The organism is Pantoea sp. GM_Pan_4 (assembly GCF_026541005.1).
GTDB classification, from domain to species: domain Bacteria; phylum Pseudomonadota; class Gammaproteobacteria; order Enterobacterales; family Enterobacteriaceae; genus Pantoea; species Pantoea dispersa.
Window position 1 is genome coordinate 163,847 of record NZ_JALNUZ010000001.1, and the last position, 25,587, is coordinate 189,433.

The 25,587-nt window shown below is 56.6% G+C and carries 22 protein-coding genes, 1 pseudogene and 1 other annotated feature; of the genes and pseudogenes, 12 read left to right on the forward strand and 11 right to left on the reverse strand.

Going from position 1 to position 25,587, the window contains the following annotated elements:
• Window positions 1–32: 32 nt before the first annotated feature.
• From OXR61_RS00865 to OXR61_RS00890, 6 genes and pseudogenes are all read right to left on the reverse strand, one after another.
• Window positions 33–347 (reverse strand): BON domain-containing protein, encoded by a 315-nt coding sequence (locus OXR61_RS00865; protein ID WP_021510099.1) that lies wholly within the window; start codon window positions 345–347, stop codon window positions 33–35.
• Between the two features lie 172 nt (window positions 348–519).
• Window positions 520–1,323: a tryptophan synthase subunit alpha gene (gene trpA, locus OXR61_RS00870; protein WP_021510100.1), complete on the reverse strand. Its 804-nt coding sequence runs from the start codon at window positions 1,321–1,323 to the stop codon at window positions 520–522.
• Window positions 1,323–2,516 (reverse strand): tryptophan synthase subunit beta, encoded by a 1,194-nt coding sequence (gene trpB, locus OXR61_RS00875; protein ID WP_021510101.1) that lies wholly within the window; start codon window positions 2,514–2,516, stop codon window positions 1,323–1,325. Before trpB ends, trpA begins: the two co-directional genes overlap by 1 nt.
• Before the next feature lie 46 nt (window positions 2,517–2,562).
• Window positions 2,563–3,930, reverse strand: coding sequence for a bifunctional indole-3-glycerol-phosphate synthase TrpC/phosphoribosylanthranilate isomerase TrpF (gene trpCF, locus OXR61_RS00880; protein WP_021510102.1), 1,368 nt, complete (start codon window positions 3,928–3,930; stop codon window positions 2,563–2,565).
• A gap of 1 nt (window position 3,931) precedes the next feature.
• A pseudogene (gene trpD / locus OXR61_RS00885) lies at window positions 3,932–5,525 on the reverse strand (bifunctional anthranilate synthase glutamate amidotransferase component TrpG/anthranilate phosphoribosyltransferase TrpD).
• The gene (locus OXR61_RS00890; protein WP_031280219.1) at window positions 5,525–7,087 is read right to left on the reverse strand and encodes an anthranilate synthase component 1; all 1,563 of its coding nucleotides are present in this window, start codon (window positions 7,085–7,087) and stop codon (window positions 5,525–5,527) included. Before OXR61_RS00890 ends, trpD begins: the two are co-directional and overlap by 1 nt.
• Before the next feature lie 23 nt (window positions 7,088–7,110).
• Window positions 7,111–7,215, reverse strand: a sequence feature (Trp leader region).
• A 155-nt stretch (window positions 7,216–7,370) separates the two neighbouring features.
• Here OXR61_RS00890 and OXR61_RS00895 point away from each other — a divergent pair.
• Together OXR61_RS00895 and OXR61_RS00900 are read left to right on the forward strand one after the other, a co-directional pair.
• Window positions 7,371–8,255 (forward strand): PHP domain-containing protein, encoded by an 885-nt coding sequence (locus tag OXR61_RS00895; protein ID WP_021510106.1) that lies wholly within the window; start codon window positions 7,371–7,373, stop codon window positions 8,253–8,255.
• A gap of 12 nt (window positions 8,256–8,267) precedes the next feature.
• Window positions 8,268–8,888: an L-threonylcarbamoyladenylate synthase gene (locus tag OXR61_RS00900; RefSeq protein ID WP_021510107.1), complete on the forward strand. Its 621-nt coding sequence runs from the start codon at window positions 8,268–8,270 to the stop codon at window positions 8,886–8,888.
• On the opposite strand, the gene OXR61_RS00905 is transcribed toward OXR61_RS00900, so the two are convergent.
• Window positions 8,889–9,545, reverse strand: a complete 657-nt coding sequence (locus OXR61_RS00905) for a hypothetical protein (RefSeq protein ID WP_031280220.1) — start codon at window positions 9,543–9,545, stop codon at window positions 8,889–8,891.
• Between the two features lie 818 nt (window positions 9,546–10,363).
• On the opposite strand from OXR61_RS00905, the gene rluB reads away from it, so the two are divergent.
• Window positions 10,364–11,242 carry a 23S rRNA pseudouridine(2605) synthase RluB gene (rluB, locus tag OXR61_RS00910; RefSeq protein ID WP_021510110.1) on the forward strand — a complete coding sequence of 293 codons (879 nt, stop codon included), beginning with the start codon at window positions 10,364–10,366 and terminating at the stop codon, window positions 11,240–11,242.
• Window positions 11,243–11,275: 33 nt separating this feature from the next.
• On the opposite strand, the gene cobO is transcribed toward rluB, so the two are convergent.
• Window positions 11,276–11,863: a cob(I)yrinic acid a,c-diamide adenosyltransferase gene (gene cobO, locus OXR61_RS00915; RefSeq protein ID WP_021510111.1), complete on the reverse strand. Its 588-nt coding sequence runs from the start codon at window positions 11,861–11,863 to the stop codon at window positions 11,276–11,278.
• Window positions 11,860–12,624: a YciK family oxidoreductase gene (locus OXR61_RS00920; protein ID WP_021510112.1), complete on the reverse strand. Its 765-nt coding sequence runs from the start codon at window positions 12,622–12,624 to the stop codon at window positions 11,860–11,862. The genes cobO and OXR61_RS00920 overlap by 4 nt, the downstream gene beginning before the upstream one ends.
• A 174-nt stretch (window positions 12,625–12,798) precedes the next feature.
• Between OXR61_RS00920 and sohB the strand changes: the two genes are divergently transcribed.
• Window positions 12,799–13,845, forward strand: a complete 1,047-nt coding sequence (gene sohB / locus OXR61_RS00925; RefSeq protein ID WP_021510113.1) for a protease SohB — start codon at window positions 12,799–12,801, stop codon at window positions 13,843–13,845.
• A 25-nt stretch (window positions 13,846–13,870) separates the two neighbouring features.
• Here sohB and OXR61_RS00930 read toward each other — a convergent pair whose 3' ends face one another.
• Window positions 13,871–14,119 (reverse strand): YciN family protein, encoded by a 249-nt coding sequence (locus OXR61_RS00930; protein WP_021510114.1) that lies wholly within the window; start codon window positions 14,117–14,119, stop codon window positions 13,871–13,873.
• A 370-nt stretch (window positions 14,120–14,489) separates the two neighbouring features.
• Here OXR61_RS00930 and topA point away from each other — a divergent pair, with 370 nt between their 5' ends.
• The 5 genes from topA to acnA all read left to right on the forward strand — a co-directional run bounded on the left by topA (window position 14,490) and on the right by acnA (window position 22,205).
• The gene (gene topA, locus OXR61_RS00935) at window positions 14,490–17,087 is read left to right on the forward strand and encodes a type I DNA topoisomerase (protein WP_267410486.1); all 2,598 of its coding nucleotides are present in this window, start codon (window positions 14,490–14,492) and stop codon (window positions 17,085–17,087) included.
• 193 nt (window positions 17,088–17,280) lie between these two features.
• Window positions 17,281–18,255 carry an HTH-type transcriptional regulator CysB gene (gene cysB, locus OXR61_RS00940; RefSeq protein WP_021510116.1) on the forward strand — a complete coding sequence of 325 codons (975 nt, stop codon included), beginning with the start codon at window positions 17,281–17,283 and terminating at the stop codon, window positions 18,253–18,255.
• 492 nt (window positions 18,256–18,747) lie between these two features.
• Window positions 18,748–18,906 carry a YmiA family putative membrane protein gene (locus OXR61_RS00945; protein WP_071813666.1) on the forward strand — a complete coding sequence of 53 codons (159 nt, stop codon included), beginning with the start codon at window positions 18,748–18,750 and terminating at the stop codon, window positions 18,904–18,906.
• A 3-nt stretch (window positions 18,907–18,909) separates the two neighbouring features.
• Window positions 18,910–19,086, forward strand: coding sequence for a hypothetical protein (locus OXR61_RS00950; RefSeq protein WP_176428134.1), 177 nt, complete (start codon window positions 18,910–18,912; stop codon window positions 19,084–19,086).
• Window positions 19,087–19,523: 437 nt separating this feature from the next.
• Window positions 19,524–22,205 carry an aconitate hydratase AcnA gene (gene acnA, locus OXR61_RS00955; RefSeq protein ID WP_267410487.1) on the forward strand — a complete coding sequence of 894 codons (2,682 nt, stop codon included), beginning with the start codon at window positions 19,524–19,526 and terminating at the stop codon, window positions 22,203–22,205.
• Window positions 22,206–22,276: 71 nt separating this feature from the next.
• Here acnA and ribA read toward each other — a convergent pair whose 3' ends face one another.
• Window positions 22,277–22,870 carry a GTP cyclohydrolase II gene (ribA, locus tag OXR61_RS00960; protein WP_058758620.1) on the reverse strand — a complete coding sequence of 198 codons (594 nt, stop codon included), beginning with the start codon at window positions 22,868–22,870 and terminating at the stop codon, window positions 22,277–22,279.
• A gap of 230 nt (window positions 22,871–23,100) precedes the next feature.
• Between ribA and pgpB the strand changes: the two genes are divergently transcribed.
• The 3 genes from pgpB to lapB all read left to right on the forward strand — a co-directional run bounded on the left by pgpB (window position 23,101) and on the right by lapB (window position 25,473).
• Complete coding sequence (gene pgpB, locus OXR61_RS00965) at window positions 23,101–23,865, forward strand: phosphatidylglycerophosphatase B (RefSeq protein WP_021505947.1); 765 nt, start codon at window positions 23,101–23,103, stop codon at window positions 23,863–23,865.
• A gap of 126 nt (window positions 23,866–23,991) precedes the next feature.
• On the forward strand, window positions 23,992–24,297 hold the full coding sequence (locus tag OXR61_RS00970; protein WP_021505948.1) for a LapA family protein: 306 nt from the start codon (window positions 23,992–23,994) through the stop codon (window positions 24,295–24,297).
• Window positions 24,298–24,303: 6 nt separating this feature from the next.
• Window positions 24,304–25,473: a lipopolysaccharide assembly protein LapB gene (gene lapB / locus OXR61_RS00975; RefSeq protein ID WP_021505949.1), complete on the forward strand. Its 1,170-nt coding sequence runs from the start codon at window positions 24,304–24,306 to the stop codon at window positions 25,471–25,473.
• The last annotated feature ends 114 nt before the right edge of the window (window positions 25,474–25,587 follow it).

A 25,587-nucleotide genomic window follows, 5' to 3' on the forward strand; every position in this document is an offset into this window, starting at 1 on the left:
AGAAAAGGGCGACCCGCAGGTCGCCCTTTTAGTTACTTAATCTGCATATTGTTGACGACGGATTTTACCCCCGCCACGTTACGCGTTACCGCAACCGCACGGTTGGCCATCTGCGGCGAGCTGACAAAGCCGCTCAGCTGTACTTTCCCTTTGAAGGTCTCAACGTTAATTTCTGTCGATTTCAGCGCCTCGTCATTCAGCAGCTGTGCCTTCACTTTGGTGGTAATGACCGTGTCATCGATGTAACCGCCGGTCCCTTCCTTTGTTGCTGTTGGTGCACAGGCACTTAAGGTGAGCGCCATCACTGCAGCCACTAAAAAACCCGCAACGACTTTGAACAATTTCATTGGTTATCTCCCTGTCATAGATGGTGGTGCACCGTAACGTGACGGCACGCTTAAGTGTGGGCCGTGCCTCGCATTTCGGCAACTCAGGCGCGATGAAAAAGTTTGTCGCAGGGGAGAAAAAAGGGGGCAGGAAGTAAGAAGGGCCCTGCAGCCAGTGCAGGGCCGTGCCAACTCAGCGGGTAGCCGCTTTGAGATCGCTGACGAACGTTTGCAGTTCGCTGAGCAGCGCCGTTGGGTCGTTCTGATTACGCTCGATGATTTTCACGATGGCCGAGCCGGAGATGGCCCCGGCGGCTCCGGCGGCAACGGCCTCTTTCACCTGACCCGGCTCAGAGATGCCAAAGCCCTGCAGCGGCGGCGCAGCATGATATTCGCGCAGCTTCTCGATCAGATGATGCAGCGGCAGGCTGGCGCGATTTTCTGCACCGGTAACGCCGGCGCGTGACAGCAGATAGGTGTAGCCACGGCCGTGCGAGGCGATTTCGCGCAGCAGATCGTCATCTGCGTTGGGCGGACAGATAAAGATCGGCGCAATGTTGTGACGCATCGCCGCCTGGCGGAACGGGGCCGACTCTTCCACCGGCACGTCTGCCACCAGCACCGAGTCAACGCCAACCGCAGCGCACTGCGCGTAGAAGTTGTCAATACCTCTGCTGAACACCAGGTTGGCGTACATCAGCAGGCCAATCGGCAGATCGGGGTATTTCTGGCGCAAGGTGGCGAGCATTTCAAAACACTGCGCCACGGTGGTGCCGGCGGCAAAGGCGCGCAGCGTAGCGCCCTGAATCGTCGGTCCATCGGCCAGCGGATCGGAGAATGGAATGCCCAGCTCCAGCGCATCCGCACCGCCCGCGACCAGCGCATCAATAATTTTCAGCGACAGCGCCGGCGACGGATCGCCAAGGGTGACGAAGGGCACAAACGCGCCTTCCTGTTTCGCGGACAGACGTTGAAACAGCTGATTATAACGCTCCATCAGATCTCTCCCTTAGCTTTCAGAATATCGTGAACGGTAAAGATGTCTTTGTCGCCGCGGCCGGAAAGGTTCACCACCAGCAGCTGTTCTTTGTCCGGGTTTTCGCGGATCATCTTCAGCGCATACGCCAGCGCGTGTGATGACTCCAGTGCCGGAATGATGCCTTCGGCACGACACAGCGTTTTAAAGGCATCCAGCGCTTCATCATCCGTGATTGACACGTAGTCAGCGCGGCCGGTGCTGTTCAGGTGCGCATGCTGCGGACCGACCGACGGGAAATCGAGACCGGCAGAGATGGAGTAGGACTCTTCGATCTGTCCCTCTTCGGTCTGCATCATCGGCGCCTTCATGCCGAAATAGATGCCGACGCGACCGTGCTTGAGCGGCGCACCGTGCTCACCGGTGTCAATACCGTGACCCGCAGGCTCCACGCCGATCAGGCGCACGCTGCTCTCTTCGATGAAGTCCGCAAACATGCCGATGGCGTTAGAACCGCCGCCGACGCACGCCAGTACTGCATCCGGCAGGCGACCCTCTTTTTCCAGAATCTGCGCTTTGGTCTCTTCGCCAATCATGCGCTGGAATTCACGCACAATGGTCGGGAACGGGTGCGGACCTGCGGCAGTGCCGAGCATGTAGTGCGCGGTTTCGTAGCTGCCGGACCAGTCGCGCAGCGCCTCGTTACAGGCATCTTTCAGCGTGGCCGAGCCGCTGTGTACCGGAATCACCTCTGCGCCCATCAGCCGCATACGGAACACGTTGGGTGACTGACGCTCAACGTCTTTCGCGCCCATGTAAATACGGCATTTCATGCCGAGCAGGGCACACGCCAGTGCCGACGCCACGCCGTGCTGACCGGCGCCGGTTTCCGCGATGATCTCGTTTTTGCCCATGCGTTTTGCCAGCAGCGCCTGGCCCAGCACCTGGTTAGTTTTGTGAGCGCCGCCGTGCAGCAGATCTTCGCGCTTCAGGTACAGGCGGGTTTTGCTGCCTTTGGTCAGGTTGCTGCACAGCGTCAGGGCCGTCGGGCGACCGGCGTAGTTTTTCAGCAGGTCAGTAAATTCTGCCTGAAACGCCGGATCGCGCTGTGCTTCAACAAAGGCCGTTTCCAGCTGACGCAGTGCTGGCATCAAAATCTGCGGCACATACTGGCCGCCGAACTCGCCAAAGTAGGGATTAAGTAATGTCGTCATTGTGTCCTCTTCCTTATCCGGCCCGCCCGCAGGCGGGCAGACGCAATTAATAGGCGCGCAGCGTGCGGAATACCGCCGCGACTTTGCTGGCATCTTTGATGCCCGGCGCGGACTCCACGCCGGAGTTGAAGTCGAGGCCGGCACAGCCTAGCTGAGCGGCTTCGACGCAGTTATCGGCGCTCAGGCCACCGGCCAGCAGCACATTAGCCAGGCCTTCACCCTGCAGCAGCGACCAGTCAAAGCGCTGACCGCTGCCACCCTGGCCATTATCCAGCACGTAGCGATCAACGTGCGGCCAGTCGCGTGGCGGCAACCGATCTTGAATGCTCAGCGCCTTCCAGATGCGCACGCTGGCTGGCAGCGCCTGGCGAAGTTCCGCAACGTAGGCTTTGTCTTCGTCGCCGTGCAGCTGGACGGCCGCAAGCGATAAACGTGTGGCTAACGTGACAACGTCACTGATAGTCTGATTGCGGAACACGCCGACATACTTCAGCGGTGCGGCGGCGATCACCGCCTGCGCCTGCGCCTCGTTAACCTGGCGCGGCGAACCGGCGGCAAAAATCACGCCGGCATACAGCGCGCCAGCCTGATGCGCGGCCTGCGCGTCTTCCGGGCGGGTCAGGCCGCACACCTTGTTATCGCCCAGCAGCACGCGGCGCACACCGGCGTCGAGGTCGTGCTCTTCCATCAGCGCCGAGCCAATTAAAAAGCCGTTGGCAAAATGGCTCAGCTCGCGCACCTGGGCGTAATTATGGATGCCGGACTCGCTGATCACGGTGACGCCATGGCTGAGACGCGGGGCCAGCTGACGCGTGCGATTCAGGTCAATCGACAAATCACGCAGATCGCGGTTGTTGATGCCGACCACTTTAGCTTCCAGCGCGATAGCCCGCTCCAGCTCTTCTTCATTACTGACTTCGGTCAGCACGCCCATTTTCAGGCTGTGCGCCACCGCAGCCAGCTGACGGTACTGCTCATCATCCAGTACGGACAGCATCAGCAGAATGGCATCGGCCTGATAATGGCGCGCCAGGTAAATCTGGTAGGGATCGATAATAAAATCTTTGCACAGCACCGGCTGCGTGATGGCGGCGCTGACCACCGGCAGGAAATCAAAGCTGCCCTGGAAATATTTCTCATCGGTCAGCACTGACACCGCAGAGGCGTAATGGCGGTAGATCCCGGCGATAGTCGCGGGATCAAAATCGGCGCGAATCAGCCCTTTCGACGGGGAGGCTTTTTTACACTCCAGAATGAAGACGGTGCGCGTGCCACGCAGCGCCTCGTAAAAATGACGCTCCGCCGGCTGCAGATCGTTCTGGAAGGAGGCCAGCGGCTGCTGCGATTTACGTGCTTCAACCCACAGGGCTTTATCCTGCACAATTTTCTCTAATACGGTGCCCTTGATACTCATTTCATCCTCTCGCTGCCAGTGCCACAACGCGCTCGTACGCCTGACCGCTGCGAATGGCAGCCATGGCGCGCTCAGCGTTATCGCGCAAATCTTCATTTCCGAATACTTTCAGCAACATTGCGACATTTACCGCAACGGCCTGCTCGTGGGCGGGCTGGCCTTTACCCTGGAGCAAACGCGTCAGAATGTCACGGTTTTCTTCCGGTGTGCCGCCGGCCAGCGCCTCTTTCGGCTGGAAGCTGAAGCCAAAGTCTTCCGGCGTCAGCTGGTAACTGGTGATCTCACCGTCACGCAGCTCAGCGACCTGGGTCGCACTGTGCAGCGCTACTTCATCCATGCCGCCACCGTGCACCACAGCAGCACGCTGGTAGCCCAGCACTTTCAGCGTCTGGGCGATGGGCAGCACCAGTTCCGGACTGTAGACGCCAATCACCGCCAGCGGTGGGCGCGCCGGGTTGATCAGCGGACCAAGCACGTTAAACAGCGTGCGGGTTTTCAGCTGCTGGCGCACCGGCATCGCGTGGCGGAAACCGCTGTGATATTGCGGCGCAAACAGGAAACAGACGTTGAGATCGTCCAGCGCCTGCCGTGCCTGCTGCGCCGGCATGTCGAGATTGATACCGAAAGCGGCCAGCAGATCGGAAGATCCGGATTTGCTGGAGACGCTGCGGTTACCGTGCTTAGCCACTTTCAGCCCGCAGGTGGCGGCGACAAAGGCGCTGGCCGTTGAAATATTAATACTGTTGCTGCCGTCACCGCCGGTGCCAACGATATCGGCAAAGGTATAGTCCGGACGCGGGAACGGTCTGGCATCGGCCAGCAGCGCGGAGGCGGCACCGGCGATCTCTTCCGGGCGCTCGCCACGCACTTTCATGGCGATCAGCGCCGCTGCCAGCTGCGTCGGCTCCAGCTGTCCGGTAATAATCGCACTGAACAGCTGGTGGCTCTCGGCCTGGCTCAGCGTTTGCGCCTGATACAGTTTTTCCAGAATAGTTTGCATCATCATCTCCCTGTTATTTCGCCAGCGCCCAGGCCAGTGTTTGCTCCAGCAGACGTGCGCCCTGCGTGGTGAGAATCGACTCGGGATGGAACTGGAAGCCGCACACGCGGTCCGTTTCGTGACGCACCGCCATCACCATGCCGTTGTAGCTGGCATTAACCGTCAGTTCCGCCGGCGTATTGCTGCCCACCAGCGAGTGGTAACGCGCCACCGGCAGCGGGTTGCTGAGGCCGGTAAACATCGCCTCGCCATCATGGGTAATGGCGGAGGCTTTGCCGTGCAGAATTTCGCCCGCCTGGCCGACGTGCCCGCCGTAAGCTTCGACAATGGCCTGATGGCCGAGACAGATACCAATGATCGGCAGCTGACCGCGCAGCGCCTGTAACAGCTGCGGCATGCAGCCCGCATCTTTCGGTGCGCCAGGGCCGGGTGAGAGCATCAGCACCGGGTTTTCCATCTGCTGCAGTCGGTCGATCAGCACTTCTGCCGGGACGTTGTTGCGGTAAATCACCACGTTGTGGCCAAAGGTACGCAGCTGATCAACGAGGTTGTAGGTAAAGGAGTCGATATTATCGAGCAGCAGGATATCGGCCATCAGAAAATCTCCTTGCAGTGATGGGCAGTAGCGATGGCGCGCAATACCGCGCGGGCTTTGTTGCGGCTCTCATCCGCTTCAGCCTGAGGCTGAGAATCCAGCACCACGCCGGCACCGGCCTGCACGGTGGCAACGCCACCTTCCACCCAGGCGGAGCGGATGACGATGCAGGTATCAAGGTCGCCGCTGGCGGTGAAGTAGCCGACCGCGCCGCCGTAGCTGCCGCGCCGCGTGCCTTCTTTTTCCGCAATCAGCTGCATCGCACGCACTTTCGGTGCGCCACTTAGCGTGCCCATGTTCATGCAGGCGCGATAGGCGTGCAGCACATCAAGATCGTTACGCAGCGTGCCGACCACGCGGGATACCAGATGCATCACAAACGAGTAGCGGTCCACTTTGGTTAAATCCGCCACGTAACGGCTGCCGGGCACACAGATACGTGCCAGGTCGTTGCGCGCCAGATCCACCAGCATCAGGTGCTCAGCCAGCTCTTTATGATCGGTGCGCATTTCCAGTTCAATACGGCTGTCCAGGTCGCGATCCAGCGAGCCATCCGCATGGCGACCGCGCGGACGCGTACCGGCAATCGGGTAGATTTCGATCTGGCGCGAGCTGGCGTCATACTTCAGCGAGCTCTCCGGCGAAGCGCCGAACAGCGCAAAATCCTGATCCTGCATAAAGAACATGTACGGGCTGGGGTTGCTGTTTTTCAGCGTATCGTAAGCCGCCAGCGGTGACGGGCACGGCAGCGAGAAGCGGCGCGACGGTACCACCTGGAAGATTTCGCCGATGCGAATGGCCTGCTGCAGTTCGCTCACCACATTGCAGTAAGCCTCATCGCTCTGGCTGGTGCTCAGCGTCATCTGCTCGACGCGCTGCACCGGCAGCGCAGGTGCTGGCTGCGTCATCTGACCGTGCAGCTGTTCAATACGGCTCTGCAGACGCTGAAACTCGCTGGTGGACGGTGCAAACAGGCTGGCCTGCAGACGGGCGCTGCGCTGCTGGTGATCGATCACCAGTAACGTTTCGGCGAGGTAGAAGCAGTAGTCCGGGCAGCTTTGGTCATTGCGCAGCGGCGGCAGATCTTCAAATCCCGCCACCAAATCGTAGGCAAAGAGGCCGCCCAGCAGCATGGCTTCACGTTCTTCGGCCGGGCTGTTCACCAGATGCGGAATCAGACGCAGCGCATCGAACACCGACAGCGCCTTCAGGCGCGAGTCTTCATCGTGCAGACCCTCAACCGGCGTGAAATGCAGCTCACGTCCGTCCGGGCGAACGGCGATGCGCACCTCGGGCGGCAGCGCTTCGTCCAGCAGCGGCAGCAGCGCGCGGCCGTTTTCCGACAGCGCCTGCAGGGTAACAACATTGCCCAGTGCGCTGATGCGCAGCGCGCTGTCGACAATCAGCAGGCTTTTCAGGTTCTGCTTGCTGTCGATATCGGCAGATTCAAGCAGCAGAGTTGCCGGACGTGCGCCGCATAATTGATGAAACACTGCGGCCGGATCTTCGCGGTAGGGCGCGGTACCGGTAATCAACTTCAATGTAGGTTTCGCATTAGCCATAATGGATTCTCTGAATTTCGCTCAAAAAAAAGCCCGCTCGGTGGCGGGCTCAGGTATCTGCACTGCGGTTACGCAAAATGTGCATGACGACGTCGCCCGTGAAAGGGATCATCGCGCCACCAACCATTAACATGCGTACCGATAAGAGCCATGATTAAATACCCGTTACGTGTGAACTTGTGTACTAGTTAACTGGTTCGGGTGAAAAAAGTCAATACCCTTTTTCAGTTAGGGGCAAAATCGTTATCATGCCAGCCGGTTTAATGCAGTCGCTGGAGTGACCTTGTCAGATATCGCCCGTTTTCCACTTTATGATTTACATAGCCATACCCAGGCTTCTGACGGTTTGCTGACGCCGACCGCGCTGGTGCAGCGCGCCGTTGAGATGCACGTCGGCGTGCTGGCGATTACCGATCACGACAGCGTGGCGGGCGTTGCCGAAGCGCAGGCGGCGGTGCAGCAGCTTCAGCTACCGCTGCGGGTACTGGCCGGGGTGGAAGCGTCGACGCTGTGGGAAAACCACGAAATTCATATTGTCGGGCTCAACGTTGATACGCAGCATCCGGCGTTAACCACTTTTCTGGCGCAGCAGCACCAGTGCCGTATGGCACGTGCAGAACTGATTGCCGAACGTCTGGAGCGCGCGCGCATTCCTGACGCGCTGGCCGGCGCTCAGCGACTGGCGCAGGGCGGGGTGATCACCCGCGGGCATTTTGCCCGCTATCTGGTAGAGCTGGGCAAAGCCGATAACATGGCGCAGGTATTTAAAAACTATCTGGCGCGCGGCAAAACCGGCTACGTGCCGCCACAATGGTGTACAATTAAACAAGCTATTGATGCTATTCATCATTCTGGCGGTGTGGCGGTGCTGGCCCATCCTGCGCGCTACGGGCTGTCGGCCAAATGGTTGAAGCGACTGATTGCGCATTTTGCCGCAGAAGGCGGCGATGCGATGGAAGTGGCACAGTGTCAGCAGGCACCGAATGAACGTACCCAGCTGGCGAGCTATGCGCGCGATAATCAGCTGGCGGCCTCGCAGGGGTCCGATTTTCACCAACCCTGTCCGTGGATTGAACTGGGGCGCAAGCTATGGCTGCCGGGCGGCGTGGAGCCGGTCTGGGAGCGTTTTCCCGCTTTAGCGCCGGTCAGATCGCACGTTGATGGGTGACATGAGGTTTTTATGAGTCAACTTTTTCACATTCATCCGGAAAATCCGCAGCCGCGTCTGGTTAATCAGGCGGTGGATTATCTCAATAAGGGCAGCGTTATTGTCTATCCGACTGATTCCGGCTATGCGCTGGGATGCCGTCTGGAAGAGAAGAATGCCATGGAACGCATCTGCCGCATTCGTCAGCTTGATGGTAACCATAACTTTACCCTGATGTGCCGCGATCTCTCTGAGCTGTCGACCTATTCGCAGGTGGATAACAGCGCGTTTCGCATTCTGAAAAACAACACGCCAGGCAATTACACCTTCATTCTGAAGGCCACCAAAGAAGTGCCGCGTCGTCTGATGAACGATAAACGTAAAACCATCGGCCTGCGCGTCCCGTCAAACCCGGTGGCGCTGGCGCTGCTGGAACGCCTCAATGAGCCGATGATGTCGACCTCACTGATGCTGCCAGGCAATGATTTCACTGAATCCGATCCGGAAGAGATCCAGCACAGCATCGGCAAGCTGGTGGATTTAATTATCGATGGCGGCACGCTGGGCCAGCAGCCAACCACCGTGATCGATCTCACCAGCGATGCGCCCGTCATCGTGCGTGAAGGGGCAGGCGATACCCGCCCGTTCCTGTGATTACGCCGGGCCAGGCGCTGTTTGTGGCGTCTGGCCAATATTGGCTTCCAGCCAGCGTTTGAAATCGCCGTACGGAATGTACAGCGAGACATCTTTTAAGATGACTTTTTTGCTGCGTATGTTAGCAATTTCATGGCTGTAACCCACAATCACTCCGCTAATTGTCTGGTCGGCATTATAGACAGCGCCGCCCGACATCCCCTGAACGACACCGGCATCGGAAGCCATTGCCATACAGGGCTTTTTATTCCAGCGATTATTAATGGCGGTGCGCGCCAGATTAACGCCGCTCGACTCGACCGGCATCGCGGAAATAAAACTGTAGCCATACATTTTAATTGGCTCGCCCACCGCGCTGCTGCGGAATTTCGCCAGCGTATCCGGACTGTTTTTATGATAAATAATTGCGACGTCGCAATAGGGGTGATAAGCCTTCACGCGCTGCACGGCGGTTTTGGCCACGTGCGCGGCAGTCAGGCTGTATTCCGGCGTTAACGGAATGGTTGTACCGAGGATGCCCAAACCCAGTACCGTCGGGATGCCGGTCACGCTCATATCCACGTGCTGCAGCGCCGTACGACTGTACTCAGTATGGCCCACGGAACAGCCGCTCAGTGCCAGCGCTGCAAGCGCCGGCCAAAGCAGGGAGGTTCTCATGATGGCGGTCTTCATTTAATGTCCGTCAGCAAAATCCCTGGTGAAGACTTTCGACAGACAAATTAAATTCAATCCGTGAAACGATTAGCGCGCCATTTCCCGAGCGCGCCGGATTATATTATCAGGCCAGCTGTACCATTATTTGTTAATGGCTTGTTGTTTGAAAGCTTATAAAAAGTAATTAAAATAATTTCTGATACTGCTTAGCCGAATTCAGGATTAAATTTTACACAGTTTTCGCGGCAGAACAATTCATCATATTTAATCTTTATCAAATAAAAGCGAAAATACAGACTTAATCCAACCTGCAGCGCCAATCCGCTGTATGGCTGGGGTTGCTGGCTGTAATAAACTTTGCTAACGCCACTATTCAGTTCTTTGTGCTGATTTTGGTGTTTTGCGCCGATTTTCTGTTTGTACAACTGCAGCCTGGCCGGGAACGCTGCGGGTAACAGACTGGTGAGTCTCTTTAATCTATTGCGGCACTAATCGGCGCGTCATTAAATAAATAAACGGTCTCAGGCAAAACAACGTAATTTCAGCGGGTTGCGCAGGCTATCATCACGCTCTTTACGCAAATCAATCAGAAATCTGAATCAATGACCTTGCTGCCCGCTTCAGCCTCCGGACCACAGGAGCTTTATTATCGGCAGAAAAGGAAAAGGTGTTAACGAAACTGTAGCTGGTGTAAAATCTCCGGCCGTCCGCGCTGGCACCTGGCGCGAAGCGGTCACAGATTCTGATACGGGACCTGGTAACGCCGGTATCTTACCTCTTCATTACCACGACGCCTGGGAAGGCGACAACGAGGCAGCTCCATGAGCGAGAAATTACAAAAAGTATTAGCGCGCGCCGGACACGGTTCGCGCCGTGAAATCGAAGCAATGATTTCAGCCGGACGCATCAGCGTCGATGGCAAACTGGCGACGCTGGGCGATCGCATCGAAAATGACAAAACCCTGAAAATTCGTATTGATGGCCATCTGGTATCGATTGCTGAATCGGCCACCGAGGTGTGTCGCGTACTGGCGTATTACAAACCGGAAGGTGAGCTGTGCACGCGCAACGATCCGGAAGGGCGCCCAACAGTATTTGATCGTCTGCCGCGCCTGCGCGGTTCACGCTGGATTGCCGTCGGCCGTCTGGACGTGAACACCTGCGGTCTGATGTTGTTCACCACCGACGGTGAGCTCGCCAACCGCCTGATGCACCCAAGCCGCGAAGTTGAGCGTGAATACGCAGTGCGCGTATTCGGTGAAGTGGATGACGAAAAAGTGCGTCAGCTGAGCAAGGGCGTGCAGCTGGAAGACGGTCCGGCAGCGTTCAAAACCATCAAATTCGCCGGCGGCGAAGGCATTAACCAGTGGTACAACGTCACCCTGACGGAAGGGCGTAACCGCGAGGTGCGTCGTCTGTGGGAAGCGGTTGGCGTGCAGGTAAGCCGTCTGATGCGCGTGCGCTACGGCGATATTCAGCTGCCAAAAGGTCTGCCGCGCGGCGGCTGGATGGAGATGGAACTGCCGGCGGTCAACTACCTGCGTAAGCTGGTGGGACTGCCGGAAGAGACCGTGACCAAAGTGGCGGTCGAGAAAGATCGTCGCCGCACCAAAGCGAACCAAATCCGCCGGGCGGTGAAACGCCATAGCGCGGTAAGCAATAACAGCCCGCGTCGCAACAACACCAAACGCGGTGCCTGATGCTCCCCGACGCCGCGCCTGCGGCGTCCGTTTTTACCAGTCGATTCCCTGCTGTGCCTGAATGCCGGCGTCAAACGCGTGTTTGACCGGACGCATCTCGCTGACGGTATCCGCCAGTTCCAGTAGCGTGCGGTGACAGCCGCGCCCGGTAATGATCACACTTTGCTGCGGCGGACGCTGCTGCAGTGCAGTGACCAGCTCATCCAGATCGAGATAATCCATACTCACCATGTAGGTGATTTCATCCAGTATCACCAGATCCAGCGACGCGTCTTGCAGCATGCGTCTGGCGTGTTGCCACACCTGCTGGCAGGCGGCCGTATCGCTGGCACGGTTTTGCGTCTCCCAGGTAAAGCCGGTGGCCATCACCTGAAACTCCACGCCGTGCTGCGCCAGCAGATTGCGTTCGCCGTTAGGCCATTCACCCTTAATAAACTGCACGGCAGCCACGTTTTTACCGTGGCCACAGGCGCGCAGCGCGGTGCCAAAAGCGGCGGTGGTTTTACCTTTGCCGTTGCCGGTAAACACCATCAGGATGCCGCGCGTTTCGGTGGCGGCGGCGATGCGGGCGTCAACCTGCTCTTTCAGCCGCTGCTGGCGTTGCTGGTGACGATCGCTCATGCGCTGGCCGGTCCCGGCTTGCGCCCCGGTTGTGCATCGTAGCTGATGCCGGTTTTACGGCGGCTGTCATCGCCCATCAGATAGAGGTAGAGCGGCATCAGGTCGGCCGGGGTTTTCAGCAGGCTGGCATTCTCCTCCGGGAAGGCGCTGGCGCGCATTTTGGTGCGCGTGCCGCCGGGATTGATGCAGTTCACCCGCAGATGGCGGTTTTTATACTCATCGGCCAGCACCTGCATCATGCCTTCGGTGGCGAATTTCGACACGGCATACGCGCCCCAGCCTGCGCGGCCGGTGCGGCCCACGCTGGAGGTGGTGAACACCAGCGAACCGGCGTCGGATTTCAGCAGCAGCGGCAGCAGCGCCTGCGTTAAATAGAAGGTGGCGTCGAGATTGATTTGCATCACCTGCTGCCAGACCGCCGGATCGAGTTCCGCCAGCGGCACGATCTCACCGAGAATGCCAGCGTTATGCAGCACGCCATCCAGCCGCGGCACCAGCGCGGCAACCTGTTGCGCCAGCTGCTGGCAGCTTTCTGGTGTGGCGTGCGCCAGATCCAGCAGCAGCGTAGCGGCGGGCTGTTTATTGAGTTGATTAATCGCCTCAGCGGTTTGCTGTAGCGTGGTGGCATTGCGGCCGAGCAGAATCACGCGCGCACCGTAGCGCGCATAGGTCAGGGCGGCTTCGCGGCCGATGCCGTCGGAAGCGCCGGTCACAAGAATGATGCGATTGTCCAGCAGGTCGCTTTTCGGTTGATAATGCACAGCGATGTCCTTTGCAGGTCAGAGGGTTTTTTGGCTTTATGCCTCAATTTGGCGCAAGGTGCAATCGCCGCAACGCGCATTCTGTGCCGCCTGCCGGCATTTCAGGCGACGAACAGCATCAAAGCGGGTAAACTCAGGGTTTGACTGTAATTCACTGTTTAATAAGGCGGCAGAATGGATTTACTCTCCAGCTATGGATTATTTCTGGCCAAGGCCGTCACCGTCGTGGTGGCGATCGCAGCTATTGTACTGATTGTGCTCAATGCCGCGCTGCGTAAACGTCACAGCGGCGGTCAGCTGCGCTTAACCCATCTCGACGAAGCCTATCGCGAGATGAAAGAGGACCTGCAGCTGGCGAAGATGAAGCCGCAGGCGCAAAAAGTGTGGCTGAAGCAGCATAAGAAAGAAGAGAAACAGAAAGCCAAAGCCGAAAAGCGCAATGCCAAAGCCGGTGTGACTGAAGCGGCGAAGCCGACTCTCTATGTGCTGGAGTTCAAAGGCAGTATGGACGCCGGTGAAGTCAGCTCGTTGCGCGAAGAGATCTCCGCCGTGCTGGCGGTAGCGCAACCGGGTGATGAAGTGCTGCTGCGGCTGGAAAGTCCCGGTGGCGTGGTGCACGGTTATGGCCTGGCCGCGTCGCAGCTGCAACGTCTGCGTGATGCGGGGCTGCAGCTGACGGCGGTAGTGGATAAAGTTGCCGCCAGCGGTGGCTACATGATGGCCTGTGTCGCGGATCGCATCGTGGCGGCGCCATTCTCCATCATTGGTTCCATCGGCGTGGTGGCGCAAATCCCTAACTTTAACCGGCTGCTGAAGCGCAACGACATTGATGTGGAGCTGCACACTGCCGGCCAGTACAAACGTACGCTGACGCTGTTTGGTGAGAATACCGAGGAAGGGCGGGAGAAGTTTCAGGAAGACCTGAATGAAACCCATCAGCTGTTTAAAGATTTTGTGCATCAGATGCGTCCGGCGCTGGATCTGGACAAAGTGGCGACGGGCGAACACTGGTATGGCCGTCAGGCGCTGGATCTGGGGCTGATTGATGAGATTGGTACCAGCGATGCGCTGATCATTGCGCGCATGGACCGTTTTAGCGTGCTGGGCGTGCACTTCGCGCGCAAGAAAAAAATGATTGATCGCATGACCCACAGTGCCAGCGTGGCAGCCGAGCGGCTGATTCTGAAAATCTGGCAGCGCGGTGATAAACCGCTGTTGTGAACCAACCCGGCGCAGGCCGGGTTTTTTATGCCAGGTGATACTGCGCGGAGAGCACCACGGCAAGGTGCTTAAACACGTTAAACACCGCCGTGGTTTTGGCGGTCGGCAACCCTTCATCGTCGAGGAACCACGGGCCGCGAAACACCAGAACCTCGCCCTGCTGAATCACCTCAGTGGCTTCCATCCCGGCAAAATATTCATCGTGCTGCTGAAGGAGCTGATTAGCGATTTCCAGTAGCGCCTGGCGTGAAATGGATTCCGTTTCTGCTGACATTTTTCACCTCTTTTTTGACAGCGAATTTTCTCCTTCTATATTACTTGCCTGTCGGTGCGTTCAGCAAATCAGCGTTCGGTCAGAAAACTGGCGAGAAATTAAACAGAATGCTAATTAAGTTGCGTAACAGATTTTATCAGGTAGAGTGTGGGCGATTCAGCTTTCAGGGAGATCACACCAGGATGTGTGATACCGTCAGACGGAAAACTCGCTCTTAATCATCAAGTTGCAAATGCCGATGCAATCTGACCAGAGATTGTCCCCGCTGGCTTGAAAAGCAAAAAGTCAGCAGCAATATTGAACCCATTGGGTTTTGGGGCTGCCAATCCTCTCCCGTTTATCAGGACGTTTCAATTAGGTAAAGGTACATATGGGTAAAGCACTCGTCATCGTTGAGTCCCCGGCAAAGGCCAAAACAATCAATAAATACCTCGGTAATGACTACGTGGTGAAATCCAGCGTCGGTCATATCCGTGATTTGCCGACCAGTGGTTCAACGGCCCGTAAAAGTGCCGACGGGGAAAAGGCGAAAACCGGCAAGAAAGTAAAGAAAGATGAAAAGGCCGCGCTGGTTAATCGCATGGGCGTTGACCCGTGGCACGGCTGGGAAGCGGACTACCAGATTCTGCCCGGCAAGGAAAAAGTCGTCTCCGAACTGAAGAACCTGGCTGCCGATGCCGACCACATCTATCTCGCAACCGACCTTGACCGCGAAGGGGAAGCCATTGCCTGGCACCTGCGGGAAGTGATCGGTGGCGATGACAAACGCTTCAGCCGCGTGGTGTTTAACGAAATCACCAAAAATGCGATTCGTCAGGCGTTCGAGAAGCCGGGCGAACTGAATATTGAGCGCGTCAATGCGCAGCAGGCGCGTCGTTTTATGGACCGCGTGGTGGGCTATATGGTCTCGCCGCTGCTGTGGAAAAAAATTGCCCGTGGCCTGTCGGCCGGACGCGTGCAGTCGGTTGCCGTGCGCCTGGTGGTGGAGCGCGAGCGCGAAATCAAAGCCTTCGTACCGGAAGAGTACTGGGAAATTGACGCCGATCTGTCGACGCCGAAAGGCGATGCACTGGCGGTCAGGGTAACGCATCAGGGCGATAAAGCGTTCCGCCCGGTTAACCGCGAGCAAACCGAAGCGGCCGTGGCCATCCTGGAAAAGGCGCGTTACGCCGTTCTGGATCGTGAAGACAAGCCGACCAGCAGCAAACCGTCGGCACCGTTTATCACCTCGACGCTGCAGCAGGCGGCGAGCACCCGCCTTGGTTTTGGCGTGAAGAAAACCATGATGATGGCACAGCGTCTGTATGAAGCCGGTCACATCACCTATATGCGTACCGATTCCACCAACCTGAGTCAGGACGCGGTGGCGATGGCGCGTGGCTACGTGGAGAAAAAATTCGGCAAGAACTACCTGCCGGATGCGCCCAACACCTACGCCAGCAAAGAGAATTCACAGGAAGCGCACGAAGCGATTCGTCCTTCTGATGTCAACGTTGCCGCCGAGCAGCTGAAGGATATGGAAGCGGATGCGCAGAAGCTGTATCAGCTGATCTGGCGCCAGTTCGTGGCCTGCCAGATGGTGCCCGCGCAATATGATTCCACCACGCTGACCGTCGGCGCGGCAGATTTCAAACTGAAAGCGAAAGGGCGTACGCTGCGTTTCGACGGCTGGACTAAAGTGATGCCAGCGCTGCGTAAAAATGATGAAGATTTGACGCTGCCGCCGGTGAACGTGGGCGACACGCTGGATCTGAAATCCCTGCTGCCTGGCCAGCACTTTACCAAGCCGCCGGCGCGCTTCAGCGAAGCTTCGCTGGTGCGCGAGCTGGAGAAGCGTGGCATTGGCCGTCCGTCTACCTATGCTTCGATCATTTCCACCATTCAGGATCGCGGTTACGTGCGGGTGGAAAACCGCCGTTTCTACGCCGAGAAGATGGGGGAGATTGTTACCGATCGTCTGGAAGAGAACTTCCGTGAGCTGATGAATTATGATTTCACCGCGCATATGGAAGACAGTCTCGACCAGGTTGCGAATAACGAAGCGCAATGGAAAGCGGTGCTGGATTCATTCTTCAGTGATTTCAGCCAGCAGCTGGAGCAGGCGGAGAAAGATCCGGAAGAGGGCGGCATGCAGCCGAACCAGATGGTGCTGACCTCCATCGACTGCCCAACCTGCGGACGCAAAATGGGGATTCGCACCGCCAGCACCGGCGTGTTCCTGGGCTGTTCCGGTTATGCACTGCCGCCGAAAGAGCGCTGCAAGCAGACCATTAACCTGATCCCGGAAAACGAAGTGCTTAACGTGCTGGAAGGCGATGATGCCGAAACCAACGCGCTACGCGCCCGTCGTCGCTGCCAGAAGTGCGGCACCGCGATGGACAGCTACCTGATCGACAACGGCCGTAAACTGCACGTCTGTGGCAATAACCCGGAGTGTGACGGTTATGAAATCGAGCAGGGTGAATTCCGTATCAAAGGTTATGACGGTCCGATTGTTGAGTGCGAAAAATGTGGCTCTGAAATGCACCTGAAGATGGGGCGTTTTGGTAAGTACATGGCCTGTACCAACGACGAGTGTAAAAATACCCGTAAGATTCTGCGTAACGGCGAAGTCGCGCCGCCGAAAGAAGATCCGGTACCGCTGCCGGAGCTGCCGTGCGAAAAATCGGATGCGTATTTCGTGCTGCGTGACGGGGCTGCGGGCGTGTTCCTGGCCGCTAATACCTTCCCGAAATCGCGTGAAACCCGTGCGCCGCTGGTGGAAGAGCTGCAGCGCTTTGCTGACCGTCTGCCGGAGAAACTGAAATATCTGGCCGAAGCGCCGGCAGTGGACCCGGAAGGCAATAAAACGCTGGTGCGTTTTAGCCGTAAGACCAAACAGCAGTATGTTGCCTCAGAAAAAGAGGGCAAAGCGACCGGCTGGTCGGTTTTCTATATCAACGGTAAGTGGCAGGAAGCGAAGAAGTAATTTCCCCTACAGGCCAGCGTTCGCTGGCCTTTTTCCCATCCTTATAGCTAATCGTTCTACATTCTTACGTTAACTGATATAGTAGTTATAGCTTATTGCATTTTGCTGACTCGCTTTCCCTCATTATTACGCCATCAGGGCGGATACACGCCTGCAGGGAATGCACCTCTGTCGCTATCGGGAAGATATAACTATGAAATTGCAGCAGTTGCGTTACATCGTTGAAGTCGTTAACCACAACCTCAATGTCTCCTCCACGGCAGAGGGGCTGTATACCTCGCAACCGGGCATCAGTAAGCAGGTGCGCATGCTGGAAGATGAGCTGGGCGTGCAGATTTTTGCCCGCAGCGGCAAACATCTGACGCAGGTGACGCCAGCGGGTGAAGAGATTATCCGTATTGCCCGCGAAGTTTTGTCCAAAGTGGATGCGATTAAATCGGTTGCCGGTGAACACACCTGGCCAGATAAAGGATCGCTGTACGTGGCCACGACCCACACTCAGGCGCGCTATGCACTGCCTGGCGTAATCAAAGGCTTTATCGAACGCTATCCGCGCGTCTCCCTGCATATGCATCAGGGCTCGCCCACACAAATTGCTGAGGCGGTCTCCAAAGGCAATGCCGATTTCGCCATTGCCACCGAAGCGCTGCACCTGTACGACGACTTGATTATGCTGCCGTGCTATCACTGGAACCGCGCCATTGTGGTCACACCGGATCATCCGCTGGCGGGGAAATCCAATGTGTCGATTGAGGAGCTGGCTGATTTCCCGCTGGTGACTTACACCTTTGGTTTTACCGGCCGCTCAGAACTGGATACTGCGTTTAACCGTGCCGGATTAACGCCGCGTATTGTTTTTACCGCAACCGATGCCGACGTGATCAAAACCTATGTGCGTTTAGGCCTGGGGGTTGGGGTGATTGCCAGCATGGCGGTGGACCCGGTTTCCGATCCGGATCTGGTGCGCATTGAAGCTTCAGAAATCTTCACCAATAGCACCACCAAGATTGGTTTCCGGCGCAGCACCTTCCTGCGCAGCTATATGTATGATTTCATTCAGCGCTTCGCACCGCATCTGACGCGAGACGTGGTGGACGCCGCTGTGGCGCTGCGCTCAAACGAAGATATCGAAGCGATGTTCCGCGATATCAAGCTTCCTTTCAGGTAATCACCTAACTCATTATTTTTGCGGGATGTCCAGCGACTTCCCGCACACCTCCCGCCGCTTAGCACCAGCAGAACCTCAAAAAATTCCATTATTTTTTTGTAAATGAAACATGCGTCACATGTTTTTTCATTGTTATTTATTAAATGCGAATCAGTACACAATTTTTACTTTGCCGCTTTGCGGACTGCCAGGAATATTCCCATACTCCAGTTAAGAGCTGATGAGAAAGGGCTTTTTAACTGGCTCGTTAAATTAAACTCAAATTTAAAGTGGATCTAATTTTGGTTTAAGCCAAATTTACAATGTAACTATTAAATTAATAGTTTGCAGCGTGCTTAAATTTATCTCATCAGTTTTGGCGGTTTTGATAAATAGCGTTAATCGTTGTGCTCAATAAAAATAACTGGATTTTTGGACTTAACAAGTTTAGGATTCGTCCTAAATCTTCATCGTTGTTATCAATCGTTTTATTGAGAGTGATTATCAAAAACTATGACTACGAGATTAACTGTACAACCGGACTTCCGGGCTAAAAGCACCAAGGTAGAGCGTTCAGGTAACATCCGTCGCAAAGCCTGGTTGACTGTCTTCGCTGCTTCAGCACTGTTCTGGGTAGTGGTGGCGTTAATGATTTGGCGTATGTGGGGTTAAGCCATGTGGGCAAATACACTCAGTCGTAAATATCCGGTCGCTGCGCGTCAGCCTAAAGCACCGGTGTGCAAAGCCAAAGACGCGCCCGCTGAACCGCAAGTGGCAATCCCGGCTTCCTGGGAACTGAGTGAACAGCAGCGCAGCTTTATTGAATCATTCATGGATCCGAAGTCTAAATAACGCAGTCTGCGTCCAATTCTTATTAAGACATACTGTCGCGCATTTTTACCGGACTCTCCGGTGGGCACGTTAAAAGCCCGTCCTTTAACACTCAGCATCTAAAAAAACGGTGTCATCAGTACAACGCTGAAGACGATGGCTTTTTGTTGCCCGCGATCCGGGAGGAGTGGCAGATGAATACCACAACTTTTTCATGGCTCAGCGTTTATGCCTTCTCAATGGCCTTTTGGGCTGCGGCCGTCTGGGCCGTCCTGTAATTCGCTAATCCTGCCAGTTAACGCTTTCTGAATGCCCTGACATTATTCAGGGCATTTTTCGTTGCGGTTTTGTGTGTCAATTCGTGTTGTTATCAAAACGTTAACGAAAATGTGGTCTATCTTTAAGCTAAACCTTGCACTCTCTGAGGTTTAGCAGAAGAGCCCATAAAAGGAGGAGTTATGTCGTTAACGTTACGTGAGCAGAGTCAGGATGCGCTGGAAGTAGGGGCAAAAAAATATCATTACTACAGCTTGCCGAAAGCCGGTCAGCAGGTAGGTGACATCGATCGCTTACCAAAATCCCTCAAGGTTCTGCTGGAAAACCTGCTGCGCTGGCAGGATGAAGATTCCGTAACGGCAGCAGATATTCAGGCGCTGGTGGCGTGGCAGCAAACTGCACATGCCGATCGCGAAATTGCTTATCGTCCGGCGCGCGTATTAATGCAGGATTTCACCGGCGTACCGGCCGTGGTTGACCTGGCGGCGATGCGTGAAGCCGTTAAGCGGCTGGGCGGTGATGTGGCGAAAGTTAACCCGTTGTCACCGGTCGATCTGGTGATTGACCACTCGGTCACGGTCGACCATTTTGGCGATGACGATGCGTTTGAAGAAAACGTGCGCCTGGAGATGGAACGCAACCACGAACGCTACGTTTTCCTGCGCTGGGGGCAAAAAGCCTTTAACCGTTTCCGCGTCGTGCCGCCGGGCACCGGTATCTGTCATCAGGTCAATCTGGAGTACCTCGGTAAAGCCATCTGGCATGAAACGCTGGACGGCAAAGAAGTGGCTTATCCGGATACGCTGGTCGGCACCGATTCGCATACCACCATGATTAACGCCCTGGGCGTGCTTGGCTGGGGCGTGGGCGGCATTGAAGCTGAGGCCGCCATGCTGGGCCAGCCGGTTTCAATGCTGATTCCCGATGTGGTAGGTTTCAAGCTGACCGGCAAACTGCGCCCCGGTATCACCGCCACCGACCTGGTATTAACCGTGACGCAGATGCTGCGTAAACACGGGGTGGTCGGTAAGTTTGTCGAATTCTACGGTGACGGACTGGCCGATCTGCCGCTGGCGGATCGCGCAACCATCGCCAACATGGCACCAGAATATGGCGCAACCTGCGGTTTCTTCCCGATTGATGAAGTAACGCTCAGCTACATGACGCTCACCGGGCGCGATGCGCAGCAGGTTGAGCTGGTGGAAGCCTATGCAAAACAGCAGGGGCTGTGGCGTAAACCGGGCGATGAGCCCATCTTCACCAGCACGCTGGCGCTGGATATGGCTGAGGTAGAGTCGAGCCTCGCCGGTCCGAAACGTCCGCAGGACCGCGTTTCCCTCGGCGACGTACCGGCGGCCTTCGACGCCAGTAACGAGCTGGAAGTGAATCATGCGCAGAAGCCGCACAAAACGGTCAGCTATCTGGACAGCGAAACCGGCGACCGCATCCAGCTGGATGATGGTGCCGTGGTGATCTCCGCGATTACGTCCTGTACTAACACCTCCAACCCCAGCGTCTTAATGGCGGCTGGCCTGCTGGCGAAAAAAGCTGTCGAGCGCGGGCTGATGCGCAAACCCTGGGTAAAAGCCTCGCTGGCACCAGGATCAAAAGTGGTGTCCGACTATCTCGCCGTGGCGCAGCTGACCCCGTATCTTGATGAGCTGGGCTTTAACCTGGTGGGTTACGGCTGCACCACCTGCATCGGTAACTCCGGCCCGCTGCCGGATGAGATCGAAAGCGCGATCAAAGAGGGCGATTTGACGGTGGGCGCCGTGTTGTCCGGCAACCGCAACTTCGAAGGGCGCATCCATCCGCTGGTGAAAACCAACTGGCTGGCGTCTCCGCCGCTGGTGGTGGCGTATGCGCTGGCGGGCAACATGAAGATCAACCTGCAGACTGATCCGATCGGCCAGGATCAGCAGGGCAATGACGTCTATCTGAAGGACATTTGGCCATCGCCGGAAGAGATTGCCGCATCGGTGCAGAAAGTTACCAGCGACATGTTCCATAAAGAGTACGCCGAGGTGTTCGACGGCACGCCCGAGTGGCAGCAGATCAAAGTCAGCGAAGCCGCCACCTATGACTGGGACGAAGGCTCAACCTATATTCGTCTGTCACCGTTCTTTGACGATATGGAAAAAACGCCGCAGCCGGTGCAGGACATTCACGGTGCGCGCATCCTGGCGATGCTCGGTGATTCGGTGACGACCGACCATATCTCCCCGGCTGGCAGCATTAAAGCGGAGAGTCCGGCGGGGCGTTATCTGCTGGCGCACGGCGTTGAGCGTAACGACTTCAACTCGTATGGTTCACGACGCGGCAACCACGAAGTCATGATGCGCGGTACGTTTGCCAACATCCGTATTCGCAACGAAATGGTGCCTGGCGTCGAGGGCGGTTATACCCGGCACTATCCGAGCCAGGAACAGCTGGCTATCTACGATGCGGCGATGAAGTATCAGGAGGAGGGCGTGCCGCTGGCGGTGATCGCCGGGAAAGAGTACGGCTCCGGATCCAGCCGCGACTGGGCGGCGAAAGGTCCGCGTCTGCAGGGCGTGCGCGTGGTGATTGCCGAATCGTTCGAGCGTATTCACCGCTCTAACCTTATCGGCATGGGTATTTTACCGCTGGAATTCCCGGCGGGCGTAACGCGTAAGACGCTGCAGCTGACCGGGGAAGAGCGTATCGACGTGGCAAATCTGGCGCAGCTGCAGCCCGGTTGCAGCGTCCCGGTAACGCTGACGCGGGCTGACGGCAGTCAGCAGACGCTGGATACTCGTTGTCGTATCGATACCGGTAATGAGCTGACCTATTACCAGAACGACGGCATCCTGCATTACGTGATACGCAATATGCTCAACTAAAAAACAAAGCCGGGCATGCCCGGCTTTATTATTGACGCAGAAAGTGCATGATGCGAGAGCGCACCGCCGCGTTACGATTTCGGCAGCAGATGTCCCATCTTCTCGGCTTTCGTATCGAGATAGTGCGCATTTTTCGGGTTACGGCCAACGATCAGCGGCACGCGCTCAACGATATTGATACCCGCTTCTGACAGGATCTCCACTTTGCGCGGATTGTTGGTCAGCAAACGCACTTCATTAATGCCCAGCAGTTTAAACATGTCGGCGCACAGGGTGAAGTCACGCTCATCGGCGGCAAAGCCCAGCTGATGGTTCGCTTCCACCGTGTCGTAGCCTTTGTCCTGCAACGCATAGGCGCGAATTTTGTTCAGCAGCCCGATGTTACGGCCTTCCTGACGATGGTACAGCAGCACGCCGCGTCCTTCTTCCGCAATGGCGGTCAGCGCTGCCTCCAGCTGGAAGCCGCAGTCGCAGCGCAGGCTGAACAGCGCATCGCCGGTGAGACATTCGGAGTGGACGCGCGCCAGCACCGGATTGTGATCGCTAATATCACCATAAACCAGCGCGACGTGGTCGTGGCCGGTTGCCAGTTCTTCAAAACCAACCATCAGGAAATCTCCCCATGGCGTGGGCAGTTTGGCTTCTGCTACCCGTTTCAGCTGCATGTGACTCTCCAGAACCTTCAGAGGATGCGCTATCATCATGATAACGCACGGGCCCGACTGGCCCGACGAAACTGCCGATATTGTGCCACAACCTGAACCGGGGCCGCTAATCAGTCAGAGTGATTGTAGTGATAAAGCACAATTATCTAAGCCGCAACGGGTATGTTATTCTTTTTTCAACTAAAGTTATGCAATACGCCTGTCAGGTCGGGAAACAATAAAGGGACAAGATGTTAAAAATTGTGCAACGCACCACGCTGGGCGCGTTTTTATTACTGCTGATGCCACTGGGCGTATGGCTTTCCGGCTGGCAGTGGCAACCGGGAGAGAGCGGGCATCTGTTGCGCGTGCTGTTCTGGATCACCGAAACCGTCACCAGTCCGTGGGGCACGCTGACCAGCCTGATTCTGAGCGGCTGGGTATTGTGGTGCCTGCGCTTTCGCCTCCGGCCGGCCATTCTGTTGTTGATTATCATGAACGGCGCGATTCTGGCCGGTCAGTCGACCAAAACCTTTATTAAAGAGCAGGTGCAGGAGCCGCGGCCGTATGTGGTCTGGCTTGAGCACAGCCACGGCGTCAACGAACAGCAGTTTTATCAGCTGAAACGGCAGCAGCGCGGCGAAATGGTGTCCGCCTTGCTCGCCAATGACACAAAGCTGCCCGCCTGGTTAAAAAATCACTGGGCGTTTGAGACGGGCTTTGCTTTTCCGTCTGGCCATACCATGTTTGCCGCCAGCTGGGCGCTGCTGGTGATTGGCCTGTTATGGCCGCGCCGGCATGTTGTCACGGTGGTGGTGCTGTTTGTCTGGGCTACGCTGGTCATGGGCAGCCGGCTGGTACTGGGCATGCACTGGCCGCGCGATCTGGTGGTCGCGACGCTGATCTCCTGGCTGCTGGTGACGCTGGCAACCTGGCTGGCGCAGCGCTTTTGTGGCCCGCTCAGCGTGCCGCCGGAAGAGCAGCGTGAGATTGCCGGGCGCGATGACGGATTGTAATTTCTCCCTTTGCCCCCATATGATTGATTGTACTTGCAGAAAGGGCACTAACTGCTGCGCGGATAAGCAGCAACGGCGGCACTTTTTTGGCATACTCTACCGGATAACCTCACGACAGGACGCATTGTGAAATATTTGCTGATTTTTCTCGTGGTTTTGGTCATTTTCATCATCTCCGTCACGCTCGGAGCGCATAATGACCAGATTGTCACCTTCAACTATCTGCTGGCGCAGGGCGAATTCCGCATTTCAACCTTGCTGGCCTGCCTGTTTGGTGCCGGATTTTTGCTGGGCTGGGCGATCTGTGGCCTATTCTGGCTGCGCATTCGTGTTTCGCTGGCGCATGCACAGCGTAAACTGAAGCGCATGCAGGCGCTAAATGAACAATCTGCTGCGGTAAATAGCACCTCCACTGCAGTGCGTCGGGATTAATGTTCGATGCTTGAATTGCTGTTTCTGCTTCTTCCTGTCGCGGCGGCGTACGGCTGGTATATGGGCCGCCGCAGTGCGCAACAGGATAAGCAACAGGAAGCTAACCGTCTGTCACGTGAATACGTGGCTGGGGTTAACTTTCTCCTTTCTAATCAGCAGGATAAAGCGGTCGATCTGTTCCTCGATATGTTGAAAGAGGACAGCGGCACCGTTGAAGCCCACCTGACGCTCGGTAACCTGTTCCGTTCGCGCGGCGAAGTCGACCGCGCCATCCGCATCCACCAGTCGTTAATGGAAAGCGCGTCGCTTACTTACGATCAGCGTTTGCTGGCCATTCAGCAGCTGGGACGCGACTACATGGCTGCCGGCTTGTACGATCGCGCCGAAGACATGTTCAGTCAGCTGATCGATGAAACCGATTTTCGCATCAGCGCGCTGCAGCAGCTGCTGCTGATTCATCAGGCGACCAGCGACTGGCAGAAAGCCATCGAGGTGGCGGAGCGGCTGGTAAAACTCGGCAAAGATAAGCAAAAGGGCGAAATCGCCCATTTCTACTGCGAGCTGGCGCTGCAGGCGCTGAGCAGTGATGACCTTGATCGTGCCATGAACCTGTTGAAAAAGGGTGAAGCGGCCGACCACCAAAGCGCGCGCGTTTCCATCATGATGGGACGTATCCTGATGGAGCAGGGCGAATACGCGAAAGCGGCGCAGCGGCTGCAGCGCGTGCTGGAGCAGGACAAAGAACTGGTGAGCGAAACGCTGCCGATGCTGGAAACCTGCTATCAGCGGCTGGAGCAGCCTGACAGCTGGGCGCAGTTCCTGCAACGCTGCGTTGAAGAGAACACCGGTGCCGCGGCGGAACTCTATCTGGCGGACATTCTGGAGCAGCAGCAGGGGCCGGAAGCGGCTCAGCTTTACATTAACCGTCAGCTGCAGCGTCATCCCACCATGCGCGTGTTCCATCGTCTGATGGATTTCCACCTGCATGAGGCAGAAGATGGCCGTGCCAAAGAGAGTCTGATGGTGCTGCGCGACATGGTTGGCGAACAGATTCGTACTAAACCGCGCTACCGCTGCCAGAAGTGCGGCTTTACCGCGCACGCGCTCTACTGGCACTGCCCATCGTGTCGCGCCTGGTCTTCCGTTAAACCGATTCGCGGGCTCGACGGCCAGTAAGCTGGCCGCGTTCGGTGATTATTCATAACGCATAGTAGTTACAACATACTTATAGAGAAATTATCATCCACATTTCAGCACTGTGCATCGCCTCGTCAAACAGCAAGGCAATCG

Coding starts and splice junctions, on each gene's coding strand:
- OXR61_RS00865 (WP_021510099.1), bottom strand. CDS start 347: ATGAAATTGTTCAAAGTCGTTGCGGGTTTTTTAGTGGCTGCAGTGATG.
- trpA (WP_021510100.1), bottom strand. CDS start 1,323: ATGGAGCGTTATAATCAGCTGTTTCAACGTCTGTCCGCGAAACAGGAA.
- trpB (WP_021510101.1), bottom strand. CDS start 2,516: ATGACGACATTACTTAATCCCTACTTTGGCGAGTTCGGCGGCCAGTAT.
- trpCF (WP_021510102.1), bottom strand. CDS start 3,930: ATGAGTATCAAGGGCACCGTATTAGAGAAAATTGTGCAGGATAAAGCC.
- OXR61_RS00890 (WP_031280219.1), bottom strand. CDS start 7,087: ATGGCTAATGCGAAACCTACATTGAAGTTGATTACCGGTACCGCGCCC.
- OXR61_RS00900 (WP_021510107.1), top strand. CDS start 8,268: ATGAGTCAACTTTTTCACATTCATCCGGAAAATCCGCAGCCGCGTCTG.
- OXR61_RS00905 (WP_031280220.1), bottom strand. CDS start 9,545: ATGAGAACCTCCCTGCTTTGGCCGGCGCTTGCAGCGCTGGCACTGAGC.
- rluB (WP_021510110.1), top strand. CDS start 10,364: ATGAGCGAGAAATTACAAAAAGTATTAGCGCGCGCCGGACACGGTTCG.
- cobO (WP_021510111.1), bottom strand. CDS start 11,863: ATGAGCGATCGTCACCAGCAACGCCAGCAGCGGCTGAAAGAGCAGGTT.
- sohB (WP_021510113.1), top strand. CDS start 12,799: ATGGATTTACTCTCCAGCTATGGATTATTTCTGGCCAAGGCCGTCACC.
- OXR61_RS00930 (WP_021510114.1), bottom strand. CDS start 14,119: ATGTCAGCAGAAACGGAATCCATTTCACGCCAGGCGCTACTGGAAATC.
- topA (WP_267410486.1), top strand. CDS start 14,490: ATGGGTAAAGCACTCGTCATCGTTGAGTCCCCGGCAAAGGCCAAAACA.
- cysB (WP_021510116.1), top strand. CDS start 17,281: ATGAAATTGCAGCAGTTGCGTTACATCGTTGAAGTCGTTAACCACAAC.
- OXR61_RS00945 (WP_071813666.1), top strand. CDS start 18,748: ATGACTACGAGATTAACTGTACAACCGGACTTCCGGGCTAAAAGCACC.
- OXR61_RS00950 (WP_176428134.1), top strand. CDS start 18,910: ATGTGGGCAAATACACTCAGTCGTAAATATCCGGTCGCTGCGCGTCAG.
- acnA (WP_267410487.1), top strand. CDS start 19,524: ATGTCGTTAACGTTACGTGAGCAGAGTCAGGATGCGCTGGAAGTAGGG.
- ribA (WP_058758620.1), bottom strand. CDS start 22,870: ATGCAGCTGAAACGGGTAGCAGAAGCCAAACTGCCCACGCCATGGGGA.
- pgpB (WP_021505947.1), top strand. CDS start 23,101: ATGTTAAAAATTGTGCAACGCACCACGCTGGGCGCGTTTTTATTACTG.
- lapB (WP_021505949.1), top strand. CDS start 24,304: ATGCTTGAATTGCTGTTTCTGCTTCTTCCTGTCGCGGCGGCGTACGGC.